We start from the raw sequence: 12409 nt of genomic DNA, 5'->3' as shown, positions 1-12409 counted from the left end.
GCGGGCCCCGACTAGTCCCGAATAGTATTGCCGGTTGTGGAGTCCCGTTGGGTGCTGCACCTGGACATGGACGCGTTCTTCGCCTCGGTTGAGCAGCTCACCCGACCAACCTTGATGGGCCGGCCGGTGCTGGTGGGTGGTATGGGTGGGCGCGGTGTGGTCGCCGGCGCCAGCTATGAGGCGCGCGTTTTCGGGGCCCGTTCGGCCATGCCGATGCACCAGGCTCGGCGGTTGATCGGTGTGACCGCAGTGGTGTTGCCGCCGCGCGGCGCCGTGTACGGGGTGGCCAGTCGCCGGGTGTTCGACACCGTGCGAGGCCTGGTTCCCGTCGTCGAGCAGCTGTCGTTCGACGAGGCCTTCGGGGAACCACCACAACTCGGTGGGGCCGCTACGGCGGAGGTGGAACAGTTCTGCGAAGACCTGCGGCGACGGGTGCGCGACGAAACCGGCCTGATCGCCTCGGTGGGTGCCGGCTCGGGTAAGCAAATTGCCAAGATCGCCTCTGGACTGGCCAAGCCCGACGGCATCCGGGTCGTCGCCCGTAAGGAAGAACAGCTGCTGCTGGGCGGCTTGCCGGTGCGCCGGTTGTGGGGCATCGGTCCAGTTGCCGAGGAGAAGCTGCATCGCCTCGGGATCGAGACGGTCGGACAGTTGGCGGCGCTGGCCGACGCTGAAGTGGCCAACATCCTTGGCGCGACCGTCGGGCCCGCGCTGCACCGGCTGGCGCGCGGCATCGACGACCGGCCGGTTGCCGAGCGCGCGGAAGCCAAGCAGATCAGCGCGGAGTCGACCTTTGCCATCGATCTGACCACCCTCGATCAGCTCCGCGACGCGCTTGATCCGATTGCCGAGCACGCTCATCAGCGGTTGCTGCGCGACGGTCGCGGGTCTCGCACCGTCACGGTGAAGCTGAAGAAGGCCGACATGAGCACGTTGACTCGCTCGGCGACCTTGCCCTATGCGACAACCGATGTGGGAGCACTGTTGGCGCTGGCCCGCCGGCTGCTGCTGGATCCGGTCCAGATCGGGCCCATTCGCCTGCTGGGCGTGGGTTTCTCGGGGCTGAGCGAGGTACGCCAGGAATCGCTGTTCCCGGATCTGGACCTGGCGGCGGAGACGTCAGAAGAAGCCCATCAGGACTTTCACCCCTCGCATGGTGCGTTGTCGAGCACCCCAGCCGGTGCCGTGTGGCGAATCGGCGACGACGTCACCCACCGGGAGCTTGGTCACGGCTGGGTACAAGGAGCGGGTCACGGAGTGGTCACCGTGAGGTTCGAGACTCGTGGTTCAGGCCCCGGGCCAGCGCGGACCTTTCCCATCGAGACCAGCGACATCACCGCCGCCAACCCGGTGGACAGCCTGGATTGGCCGGATTTTGTCGGCCAGTTGCGGGTCGAGAATGCCGCTGACACCTCAACCCCAGCGGTCGATGACCTCGACGATGGGTAGCTCGGCTGTCAGCGCTGCCATCAGCAGCACCCGCGCCTGCGACGGCGGCAGCCGTGGCACCATCACCGCGCCCGCGGCCACCAGATCATGGCCAGGGCCGTAGCCGGCGCCGACCCGAGCGCCGGCAACACGGGTGGAGACCGCTATCACCACCCCGTTGCCGCAATGCCGCCGCACCCCGTCGATCACGGCCGCGCCGGCATTGCCCGACCCCAGGGCCTCCAGCACGATGGCGCGCGCGCCGGCGGCCACACATGCGTCCAGTGCTACAGCGTCGCTTCCGGGGTAGACCGCGACGATATCGACCCGGGGTGCATCGGCGGCCAGAACGTCGCCGAGATATGGCCGCGATTTCGCGCGCCGCAGCGCCACCTCGTCGGTGACGGTGCCCAGAAGTTCGCCGGCGAATCCGCTCAGGTCATCGGTTGCCGCCTTGCGAAGTCCTAGCGGCTCGAGCACCCGACGTGCAAAACACACCAATACCCCACAGTCGCGTACCGCGGGATCGCCGGCCACGATAAGCGCGTCACGCAGGTTGGCTGGACCATCGGCATCGGCGGCATCGGAGCTGCGCATGGCCCCGGTCAACACCACCGGGGTGCTGCCGGAATAGGTGAGGTCCAACCACAGCGCGGTCTCTTCAAGCGTGTCTGTGCCGTGGGTGATAACCACCCCATCGGGCCCATTGGGGCGGTCGGCGCCGCGCCCGGTGATGGCGTGCAGGGCGGCGCGGATGCGATCCCAGTCCGCCGGCACCAGCTGCGAGCTGTCCAGCGCCATCAAGTCGACGATTTCGACATCCAGATCGCCGCTCACGGCAGCGGTGAGCTGCGCACCGTTACGAGACGGTCGGCGCACTCCGTCGGTGCCCGTGCTGGTCGAGATCGTTCCTCCGGTGGTGATAACGGTGAGGCGAGCCATGGTGGGATCATCTCGCACCCATGTCATCGGCATCCGCATGTGGGTACCGGTACAAAGCTGAGGGATGATGGGGGAGTGTCTGACGAACCAACCGGATCAGCCGATCCACTGACGACAGCGGGAGAGACCGGGGTGACTGAGGAACCCAAGGTTTCCGCGCCGGAGCCGCCGCCACGGCGGCTGCGGCTATTGCTGTCGGTCGCGGCGGTGGTGCTGGCGCTGGACGTTGTGACGAAGGTGCTGGCCGTCAAGCTGCTGCCTCCCGGCCAACCGGTATCGATCATCGGTGACACGGTGACCTGGACATTGGTGCGCAATTCGGGTGCCGCTTTCTCGATGGCGACCGGCTACACCTGGGTTTTGACCTTGATCGCGACGGGCGTGGTGGTCGGAATCTTCTGGATGGGCCGGCGGCTGGTGTCGCCCTGGTGGGCCGTGGGGCTCGGGATGATCCTGGGCGGCGCAATGGGCAACCTGGTCGACCGCTTCTTCCGGGCACCCGGGCCGCTGCGCGGGCACGTCGTCGATTTCTTTTCGGTCGGTTGGTGGCCGGTGTTCAACGTCGCTGATCCGTCGGTGGTCGGTGGCGCCATCCTGCTGGTAATCCTGTCGATCTTCGGCTTCGACTTCGACACCGTGGGCCGGCGAAAGGCCGATGAGCGTTGACGGGCGATCGCTCGATGCCGGTTCCGGAGGGATTGGCAGGAATGCGTGTTGATGCGGGGCTGGCCCGTCTGCTGGGTCTGTCCCGCAGTGCGGTGGCCGTCATCGCCGAGAACGGTGGTGTCGAACTCGACGGTGTGCCGGCGGGCAAATCCGATCGGCTGACCGCGGGGGCCTGGCTGCACGTCCAGCTGCCGGAGGCGCCGCCGCCGCCGGAGAACACCCCCGTCGAGATCGAGGGCATGACGATCCTGTACTCCGACGACGACGTTGTCGCCGTCGACAAGCCGGCCGCGGTGGCAGCACATGCGTCGGTGGGCTGGACGGGGCCCACGGTGCTCGGTGGCCTGGCGGCGGCCGGCTACCGGATCAGCACGTCCGGCGTACATGAGCGGCAGGGCATTGTCCATCGCCTCGACGTCGGGACGTCCGGGGTGATGGTGGTCGCGCTGTCCGAACGCGCCTACACGGTTCTCAAGCGGGCCTTCAAACAACGCACCGTCGACAAGCGCTATCACGCTCTGGTGCAAGGACATCCAGATCCATCCAGCGGAACCATCGACGCACCGATCGGTCGGCATCCCGGCGGCGAGTGGAAGTTTGCGGTCACCAAGAACGGCCGGCATAGCCTCACCCACTACGACACCGTCGAGGCCTTCGTGGCGGCCAGCCTGCTTGACGTGCATTTGGAAACCGGGCGCACTCATCAGATCCGGGTGCATTTCGCGGCATTGCATCATCCGTGCTGTGGTGACCTCGTTTATGGGGCCGACCCGAAACTGGCCAAACGGTTGGGTCTGCAACGTCAATGGCTGCATGCGAGATCGCTGGCCTTCGCGCATCCCGCCGATGGCCGGCGCGTGGAGATTGTCAGTCCGTATCCGCCAGATCTGCAGCACGCCCTGGATGTGCTCCGCGACGAGGGGTGAGCGATGCTCACTCGGTCGGCTTTCGCGCTTCCACCAACACCCGCGTCGGGTGGGTGACGAAGCGTCCGTCGACCTGGATGCGTTCATGCAACTCGACCAGTCGCTGAAAGTACGGCTCTGCCGTGAAATCCGGCACCGCCCAAATCAGCTTGCGCAGGAAGTACACCACCGCGCCGATGTCGAAGAATTCAGCCCTGAGCCGCTCCATGCGCAGCTCCACGATCTGTAACCCGGCCGCCTGGGCCTGGGCACGCTGAGCCGCGGGCTCTAGCCGCTCCCACAGCTGGGGCTGCGGTCCGATGACGTGTCCCACGAGTTCGGCTACCGTCGCCGGCCCGGGGTGCTGCGCGAGGTAGGTGCCGCCGGGACGCAACACCCGGGCAATCTCACTCCACCACACGGTGATGGGATGGCGACTGATCACCAGGTCGAACGCTTTATCGGCGAACGGCAGCGGCGGCTCATCGCGCGTTGCGACCACCACCACGCCGCGCGGGCGCAACCGCTGGGTGGCTAGCGCCGCATTCGGCGGCCACGATTCGGTCGCGGCCATGGTCGGTGGAAACTTCGGCGCGCCGGACAGCACCTCGCCGCCACCGGTATGGATGTCCAGGGCGGCCGACGCGCGGGCCAATCGCTGGCTCATCAGCCGGCTGGTACCCCCACGACGGTCGTTCTTCTGTCGTTCGGCCTTCTAGCCAGGAGAAATCCCATCCCACGACCGGCGCCGCCATGGCTTCGGCCACGAGTTCCTCAAATGAGCGTTGGGCGGCCGTCACCGGGGCCGCCGTTGCGGCATGCGGGCCTCGACGAGCGTGCCGCGCGGATGCCAGCGTCTGGATGCCAGCGCGGCATGCGGTGGCCACGATTCGACGGCGGCGCACGGGCGTCCGTGCGGGCGGGAGAAATCCCGCTCGGGCACGGGGGCCCGCCCGGCCTCTGCCGCCGGGACTTTGAATGCACGGCGCATGCTCGGCATTTTCGCCGCAAGCAACCCGTGCCGTCGACCACGAGCGGTGATCCGGATCGGGCGCCCGGCCCGCCCGCGGCCTAGCGCCGGGCGTGAGGGGCCTCAGGTCGTGGTGCAGACAAATTTGGTGCCGTGGAAATCGAGCTGCACTTCGCCCTGGTGCTCCCAGTACTCGACGCCTTGACGGCCGTACCGGGCACCACTGCCCGATAGCTGCACGAACAGGATGTACTGGTCGCCTCGCCAGGTCAGCACCGCCGTCTTGGGATCGAGTTCGTTGTAGAACTGTGCAGTCAATGGGCCGTCCTCCGCGGGGCACCGGTAGCTGATCACGGGCGGAGCCGCGGTGGCCGGGTCCGCGATGGCCAACTGCGCCAACCGGGTCTGGTAGGACTCCTGCAGACAGGTGCGCATGTCAGGGTTCTGCGCACATTGGTCACGCGTCTCCGCCCAGTGACCTTGGGCCAGCGTCAGCGCCGCTTTGTCGGTGCAGGGACGGTCCAGCGCCTGCTGGTAGGCGGTGTCGAGCCGGCGATCGAGTTCGGTCAACTGGGGGTCGTTGCAGACCAGTCGCTGGGTGTCATCTTCGGGGTTGGTGCAGTCGAGCAGCGGTGCGGCCGTCGATGTCGGCTGCGAGCCGCTCGTGGTGCCGGCCGGCGAATCGGGAGTCGAATGCGTTGTTGCTGAACTGCAGGCGCTCAACGCCAAGGCGGCCCCGATGAGGGCGATAAGTCTCATATGTGCTGACTACCGGCTTGCGGAGGGCGTGCAAAGCGCGACACGCCAGACCGGGCGCAATTCCTGCGGGCTCCGGCGGGGGATCAGACTCCCGCGGTCGTGGTCTCGCCCGAGGCGATGTCTGTGGCCAACGGTGCCACGAGCTTGAGAATGTTGGTGACGGTCTCAGAAGGGACCCCTGCTGCGGTCAGTGAGTCGCCCAGATGCCCGGCTACCAAGCTGAAGTGCGCCATGGTGATTCCGCCGGCCCTGGTGGACCTGTTTCATCGGTGCGCCGGTGTAGGGCTCGGGTCCGCCGAGGGCTGCCACAAAGAACTCGGCCTGTTTGTCTTTGAGGCGGTTCATATTCGTTCCGGTGAAGAAGCCGCCGAGTTGATCGTCGGCGAGCACACGTACATAGAAGTCTTCGACGACGGCTTCGATCGCCTCATACCCGCCGATCTTGTCGTAGATGCTGACCGGCGCACGTTTACGAAAGCGTGACAGTAGTCCCATGTTGCAAGGGCAGCATGGGGCAGTTGCGCATCGATTAGAGTGCCGTCACGCGCGCATTGCTTCGGGTAACAAGCAGATTGCTCATCGACCGCGGATCCAGGCGTTTGCTGGGTCTCGGCCGGCCGGCCCGTGGCGGCGCTCGCGTCACGGCAAGTCGTATCTATTCGAGGATGGATGTCCTAGGTTTGCTTTATGACCCACGTCACACTATCCACACCGCCCTCAGGAGCAACTTCACATGAAGCTAGGTGACCTCACCAACCTGGTCGAGAAGCCGTTCGCGGCGATGTCGAACATCGTCAACACGCCCAACTCGGCGGGGCGCTATCGGCCCTTCTATTTAAGGAATTTGCTCGACGTCGTCCAGGGCCGCAAACTCAGCGACGCGGTAGAGGGCAAGGTCGTGCTCATCACCGGTGGGTCATCGGGGATCGGCGAGGCGGCCGCGCACAAGATCGCCGAAGCGGGCGGCACGGTGGTGCTGGTCGCGCGCACCAGGGAAAACCTGGAAAAGGTGGCCGATGACGTTCGGGCCGGTGGCGGTGCGGCGCATGTCTACCGGTGCGATCTGTCCGACATGGACGCCATCGCGGCGATGGCCGATCAGGTGCTGGCCGATCTGGGCGGTGTAGACATCCTGATCAACAACGCGGGCCGCTCGATTCGACGCTCGCTGGAGCTGTCCTACGACCGGATTCACGACTATCAGCGGACCATGCAGCTGAACTACCTCGGTGCGGTGCAGCTCATCCTCAAGTTCATCCCCGGGATGCGGGAACGCGGGTTTGGGCACATCATCAACGTCTTCTCGATCGGTGTGCAGACCCGCGCACCGCGCTTTGGCGCCTACATCGCGAGCAAGGCGGCATTGGACAGCCTCTGCGACCGCGCTGCAGGCCGAGACCATCAATGAAGGGGTTCGCCTCACCACCGTGCACATGGCGCTGGTGCGGACGCCGATGATCAGCCCGACGACGATCTACGACAAATTCCCGACCCTGACGCCCGAGCAGGCCGCCGGGGTCATCACCGACGCGATCGTGCATCGGCCGCGGCGGGCCAGCTCGCCGTTCGGGCAATTCGCGGCCGTGGCAGACGCCGTCAACCCGGCCGTCATGGACCGGGTGCGCAACCGCGCGTTCGGCATGTTCAGTGACTCCTCTGCCGCCAAGGGCAGTGAATCGCAGTCTGGTACAACAGAACTCGATAAGAGAAGCGAAACATTCGTCCAGGCGACCCGAGGGATACATTGGTGAGACTATGAGCCTTCCGAAACCAAACAAACAGGCCACTGTCGTAATAACCGGCGCCTCATCCGGCATCGGTGTCGAGTTGGCCCGCGGCCTTGCCGGCCGGGGCCCTCCGCTAATGCTGGTCGCGCGGCGCCGTGAGCGCCTCGAGGAACTGGCCGACGATCTACGGGACAAGTTCTCGATCGCCGTTGAGGTGTTGCCCCTCGATCTGTCCGATGCGCAAGCCAGAACTCAGCTCGCTGACCGGCTCCGCAGCGATTCGATCGCCGGTTTGTGTAACAGCGCCGGCTTCGGCACCAGCGGCCGTTTCTGCGAGCTGCCACCCGAACGCGAAAGCGAGCAGGTCACGCTCAACGCGCTGGCCCTCATGGAGTTCACCCGCGCGGCGTTACCCGGCATGGTGGAGCGCGGTGCCGGTGCGGTGCTCAACATCGCATCCATTGCCGGCTTCCAGCCCATTCCCTTCATGGCGGTGTACTCGGCCTCCAAGGCCTTCGTGCTCACCTTCTCCGAAGCCGTTCAGGAGGAGTTGCACGGTACGGGAGTTTCGGTCACCGCGCTGTGCCCGGGACCGGTGCCCACCGAGTGGGCCGAGATCGCCAGTGCCGAGCGGTTCAGCATTCCCTTGGCGCAGGTGTCTCCGCACGACGTCGCCGAAGCCGCGATCGAGGGGATGCTGACCGGCAAGCGCACCGTCGTGCCCGGCGTGGTGCCCAAGTTCGTCAGCACCAGCGGCAGGTACCTACCACGCAGCGTGCTGCTGCCCGCGATCCGGATCGGGAACAAACTGCGCGGCGGTCCCAGCCACTGACCGCCGTGTCGACCGCCCCGCGGTGTTGGTTGCGGCACGCCAATGCCCGGGGCGCCGGCGTGCTTTGCGCGGGTGGTGCTTCGCGCGGCCGTGCCTTGCCGCACGGCTAGGCTCATGCGATGGCTTCCGTTGAGATGACCGCCGATGTCCCGATCCCTCCGCAGGACACCTGGGACCATGTTTCGGATCTGTCGGAGTTGGGCGAATGGCTCGTGATCCACGAGGGGTGGCGCAGCGAGCTACCCGAGCAGCTCAGTGAGGGCGTCGAGATCGAGGGTGTGGCCCGTGCCAAGGGCATGCGCAACCGGGTGACGTGGACGGTGACGAAGTGGGATCCGCCGCGCGAGGTCACGATGTCAGGATCGGGCAAGGGCGGAGCCAAGTACGGCGTAAGCCTCACCGTCGAGCCAAACGCAGACGGGTCCACCCTCGGGTTGCGCCTCGAGCTGGGCGGGGGCGCGTTGTTCGGTCCGCTCGGGTCGGCTGCGGCGCGCGCCGTCAAGGGGGATGTCGAGCAGTCGCTGAAGCAGTTTGTCGAGCTGTATGGATAGCTGCCACACGACACGTTGGCGACACGCCCGAACGCTGTCGGTGGTCGGTCCTAGACTGGCGTGCCTATGAGCGGTTCTTCTTCGCGGTCCTTTGTGCACCTGCACAACCACACCGAGTACTCGATGCTGGATGGTGCGGCGAAGATCACCCCCATGCTGGCCGAAGTGGAACGGCTGGACATGCCTGCGATCGGGATGACCGACCACGGAAACATGTTCGGCGCCAGCGAGTTCTACAACTCGGCAACCAAGGCCGGGGTGAAGCCGATCATCGGCGTCGAGGCGTATGTAGCTCCCGGCTCTCGTTTCGATACCCGTCGCATCACCTGGGGTGATCCCAGCCAGAAGGGCGACGACGTATCCGGTAGCGGCTCTTACACCCACCTGACGATGGTGGCCGAGAACGCGACCGGCCTGCGCAACCTGTTCAAGCTGTCGTCACTGGCCTCGTTCGAGGGTCAGCTCGGTAAGTGGTCGCGCATGGATGCCGAACTTGTCGCCGAGCACGCCGAGGGCATCATCGCCACCACCGGCTGCCCCTCCGGTGAGGTGCAGACCCGGCTGCGGCTGGGCCATGACCGCGAAGCGCTGGAATCGGCCGCCAAGTGGCGGGAGATTTTCGGCGCCGACAACTACTTCCTCGAGTTGATGGATCACGGACTGTCCATCGAACGCCGCGTCCGTGAGGGTCTGATCGAGATAGGCCGCAAGCTCGACATTCCGCCGCTGGCCACCAACGACTGCCATTACGTCACTCGCGACGCCGCGCACAACCACGAGGCGCTGCTGTGTGTTCAGACCGGCAAGACGCTCTCGGACCCCAACCGGTTCAAGTTCGACGGTGACGGGTACTACCTCAAGTCCGCCGCCGAGATGCGCCAACTCTGGGACGACGACATCCCGGGCGCCTGCGACTCCACCCTGCTGATCGCGGAGCGAGTGCAGTCCTATGCCGACGTATGGACCCCGCGTGACCGGATGCCGATCTTCCCGGTGCCCGAGGGGCACGATCCGGCGTCGTGGCTGCATCACGAGGTGATGGCGGGCCTGCGGCGACGTTTCCCGTCCGGTCTCGGCCAGGACTACATCGACCGGGCTGAGTACGAGATCAAGGTGATCTGCGACAAGGGTTTCCCGTCGTACTTCCTGATCGTGGCCGACCTGATCAACTATGCGCGGTCGGTCGACATTCGAGTGGGACCGGGGCGTGGTTCGGCGGCCGGCTCTCTGGTGGCCTACGCGATGGGCATCACCAACATCGACCCGATACCGCACGGTCTGCTGTTTGAGCGGTTCCTCAACCCGGAGCGCCCGTCAGCGCCCGATATCGATATCGACTTCGACGACCGCCGTCGCGGCGAGATGGTGCGCTACGCCGCCGACAAGTGGGGCCAGGATCGAGTCGCCCAGGTCATCACCTTCGGCACCATTAAGACCAAGGCGGCGCTGAAGGATTCCGCGCGTATCCACTATGGCCAGCCCGGGTTCGCGATCGCCGACCGAATCACCAAATCGTTGCCGCCGCCGATCATGGCCAAGGACATTCCGCTGTCCGGCATCACCGACCCGGCCCACGAGCGGTTCAAGGAGGCCGCGGAGGTTCGCGGCCTCATCGAGACCGACCCCGACGTCCGCACCATCTACCAGACCGCGCGCGGGCTGGAAGGCCTGATCCGTAATGCGGGCGTGCACGCGTGTGCGGTGATCATGAGCAGCGAACCCCTGACGGAGGCCATTCCGCTGTGGAAGCGGCCTCAAGACGGGGCCATCATCACCGGCTGGGACTACCCGTCGTGTGAGGCGATCGGCCTGTTGAAGATGGACTTCTTGGGCCTGCGAAACCTGACGATCATCGGCGACGCGATCGAGAACATCAAGGCCAACCGGGGAATCGACCTCGACCTGGAATCGCTGCCGCTCGACGACAAGCCCACCTACGAGCTGTTGGGACGCGGTGAGACGCTGGGCGTTTTCCAGCTCGACGGCGGGCCGATGCGCGACCTGCTGCGTCGCATGCAACCCACCGAGTTCAATGACATCGTCGCTGTCCTGGCGCTGTACCGGCCAGGCCCGATGGGCATGAACGCCCACAACGACTATGCCGACCGGAAGAACAATCGCCAGGCGGTCAAGCCGATCCACCCCGAGCTGGAGGAGCCGCTGCGCGAAATCCTCTCGGAGACCTACGGTCTGATCGTCTATCAAGAGCAGATCATGTTCATCGCCCAAAAGGTCGCCTCCTACACGATGGGTAAGGCCGACGCGCTGCGCAAGGCGATGGGCAAGAAGAAGCTCGAGGTGCTCGAGGCGGAATACAAGGGCTTTTACGAAGGCATGACCGCCAACGGATTCTCCGAAAAAGCGGTCAAGGCGCTGTGGGACACCATCCTGCCGTTCGCCGGATACGCCTTCAACAAGTCGCACGCCGCGGGCTACGGTCTGGTCTCGTATTGGACCGCCTATCTGAAGGCCAACTACCCGGCCGAGTACATGGCAGGGTTGCTGACCTCGGTCGGTGACGACAAGGACAAGGCCGCGGTCTACCTGGCCGATTGCCGCAAGCTCGGCATCACCGTGCTACCGCCCGATGTCAACGAGTCATTGGTGAACTTCGCCTCGGTCGGGCAGGACATCCGCTTCGGGTTGGGTGCGGTGCGCAATGTCGGGGCCAACGTCGTCGGTTCGTTGATCGGTACCCGCAGCGGCAAAGGCAAATTCACCGACTTCTCCGACTACCTGAACAAGATCGACATCTCGGCCTGTAACAAGAAAGTCACCGAGTCGCTGATCAAGGCGGGGGCGTTCGACTCGCTCGGGCACCCGCGCAAAGGCCTCTTCCTGGTGCACACCGACGCCGTGGACTCGGTGCTGGGTACCAAGAAGGCCGAGGCGATGGGACAGTTCGATCTCTTCGGCGGCAGCGACTCGGGTGCCGACGCGGTGTTCACCATCAAGGTTCCCGAGGACGAGTGGGAAGACAAACAGAAACTCGCACTGGAACGCGAGATGCTGGGCCTGTACGTGTCGGGGCATCCACTCAACGGGGTGGCACATCTGTTGGCCGCCCAGGTTGATACCGCGATCCCGGCAATCCTGGATGGTGATGTCTCCAACGATGCCCAGGTGCGGGTGGGTGGCATCCTGGCGGCCGTGAACCGGCGGGTCAACAAGAACGGGATGCCTTGGGCATCAGCTCAATTGGAAGATCTCACCGGTGGTATCGAGGTGATGTTCTTCCCGCACACCTACTCCAACTATGGCGCCGATATCGCCGACGACGCCGTGGTGCTGGTCAACGCCAAGGTCGCGATTCGCGACGACCGCATCAGCTTGATCGCCAACGAGCTCGTGGTGCCCGACTTTTCCAATGCCGAGGCGGATCGGCCGCTGGCCGTGAGCCTGCCCACCCGGCAGTGCACCATCGACAAGGTCACCGCACTCAAACAGGTGCTGGCTCGGCACCCGGGTACGTCTCAGGTGCATCTGCGGCTGATCAGTGGGGATCGGATCACCACGCTGGAGCTCGACCAGTCACTACGGGTCACGCCATCGCCGGCGTTGATGGGCGATCTGAAAGAGCTGCTCGGTCCCGGCTGCCTGGGCAGCTGACGGCGGGCTGGCGCCCAGCG

8 protein-coding genes and 3 pseudogenes are annotated in these 12409 nt (G+C 65.5%); 7 read left to right on the top strand and 4 right to left on the bottom strand.

Annotation, left to right across the window (positions count from 1 at the left end; all coding sequences use genetic code 11):
• Positions 1 to 36: 36 nt before the first annotated feature.
• A complete protein-coding gene (locus tag SHTP_RS14635) occupies positions 37 to 1449 on the top strand; it encodes a DNA polymerase IV (protein ID WP_085981859.1) in 1413 nt (470 codons plus the stop codon).
• Here the strand turns inward: SHTP_RS14635 and SHTP_RS14630 are convergent.
• Positions 1414 to 2370, bottom strand: coding sequence for an asparaginase (locus SHTP_RS14630; RefSeq protein WP_231991615.1), 957 nt, complete (start codon positions 2368 to 2370; stop codon positions 1414 to 1416). The two genes, SHTP_RS14635 and SHTP_RS14630, sit on opposite strands and share 36 nt — an antisense overlap.
• Positions 2371 to 2445: 75 nt before the next feature.
• Between SHTP_RS14630 and lspA the strand changes: the two genes are divergently transcribed.
• Together lspA and SHTP_RS14620 are read left to right on the top strand one after the other, a co-directional pair.
• Entirely contained in the window at positions 2446 to 3036 is a 591-nt protein-coding gene (gene lspA, locus SHTP_RS14625) for a signal peptidase II (RefSeq protein WP_012394110.1), read from the top strand.
• Positions 3037 to 3050: 14 nt separating this feature from the next.
• Positions 3051 to 3962, top strand: a complete 912-nt coding sequence (locus SHTP_RS14620) for an RluA family pseudouridine synthase (protein WP_096370979.1) — start codon at positions 3051 to 3053, stop codon at positions 3960 to 3962.
• A gap of 7 nt (positions 3963 to 3969) precedes the next feature.
• Here SHTP_RS14620 and SHTP_RS14615 read toward each other — a convergent pair.
• From SHTP_RS14615 to SHTP_RS14605, 3 genes and pseudogenes are all read right to left on the bottom strand, one after another.
• A pseudogene (locus SHTP_RS14615) lies at positions 3970 to 4696 on the bottom strand (class I SAM-dependent methyltransferase).
• Positions 4697 to 5034: 338 nt separating this feature from the next.
• Positions 5035 to 5670 (bottom strand): lysozyme inhibitor LprI family protein, encoded by a 636-nt coding sequence (locus tag SHTP_RS14610; RefSeq protein WP_096370978.1) that lies wholly within the window; start codon positions 5668 to 5670, stop codon positions 5035 to 5037.
• Positions 5671 to 5753: 83 nt separating this feature from the next.
• Positions 5754 to 6165: pseudogene (locus SHTP_RS14605) on the bottom strand (group I truncated hemoglobin).
• 238 nt (positions 6166 to 6403) lie between these two features.
• Here SHTP_RS14605 and SHTP_RS14600 point away from each other — a divergent pair.
• From SHTP_RS14600 to dnaE, 4 genes and pseudogenes are all read left to right on the top strand, one after another.
• Positions 6404 to 7421, top strand: a pseudogene (locus tag SHTP_RS14600) (SDR family NAD(P)-dependent oxidoreductase).
• Positions 7422 to 7425: 4 nt separating this feature from the next.
• Entirely contained in the window at positions 7426 to 8229 is an 804-nt protein-coding gene (locus tag SHTP_RS14595) for an SDR family NAD(P)-dependent oxidoreductase (protein ID WP_096370977.1), read from the top strand.
• Positions 8230 to 8348: 119 nt separating this feature from the next.
• Complete coding sequence (locus SHTP_RS14590) at positions 8349 to 8780, top strand: type II toxin-antitoxin system Rv0910 family toxin (protein WP_096370976.1); 432 nt, start codon at positions 8349 to 8351, stop codon at positions 8778 to 8780.
• Between the two features lie 66 nt (positions 8781 to 8846).
• Positions 8847 to 12389 carry a DNA polymerase III subunit alpha gene (dnaE, locus tag SHTP_RS14585; protein ID WP_096370975.1) on the top strand — a complete coding sequence of 1181 codons (3543 nt, stop codon included), beginning with the start codon at positions 8847 to 8849 and terminating at the stop codon, positions 12387 to 12389.
• Positions 12390 to 12409: the final 20 nt, after the last annotated feature.

The sequence above is a fragment of the Mycobacterium ulcerans subsp. shinshuense genome (assembly GCF_002355775.1).
GTDB lineage: Bacteria > Actinomycetota > Actinomycetes > Mycobacteriales > Mycobacteriaceae > Mycobacterium > Mycobacterium marinum.
This window is presented reverse-complemented; position numbering and strand designations above follow the sequence as displayed.

Excerpts from the sequence above, each read along its gene's own strand:
- SHTP_RS14630 (WP_231991615.1), bottom strand. The coding sequence starts at position 2,370 with ATGGCTCGCCTCACCGTTATCACCACCGGAGGAACGATCTCGACCAGC.
- SHTP_RS14620 (WP_096370979.1), top strand. The coding sequence starts at position 3,051 with ATGCCGGTTCCGGAGGGATTGGCAGGAATGCGTGTTGATGCGGGGCTG.
- SHTP_RS14610 (WP_096370978.1), bottom strand. The coding sequence starts at position 5,670 with ATGAGACTTATCGCCCTCATCGGGGCCGCCTTGGCGTTGAGCGCCTGC.
- SHTP_RS14595 (WP_096370977.1), top strand. The coding sequence starts at position 7,426 with ATGAGCCTTCCGAAACCAAACAAACAGGCCACTGTCGTAATAACCGGC.
- SHTP_RS14590 (WP_096370976.1), top strand. The coding sequence starts at position 8,349 with ATGGCTTCCGTTGAGATGACCGCCGATGTCCCGATCCCTCCGCAGGAC.
- dnaE (WP_096370975.1), top strand. The coding sequence starts at position 8,847 with ATGAGCGGTTCTTCTTCGCGGTCCTTTGTGCACCTGCACAACCACACC.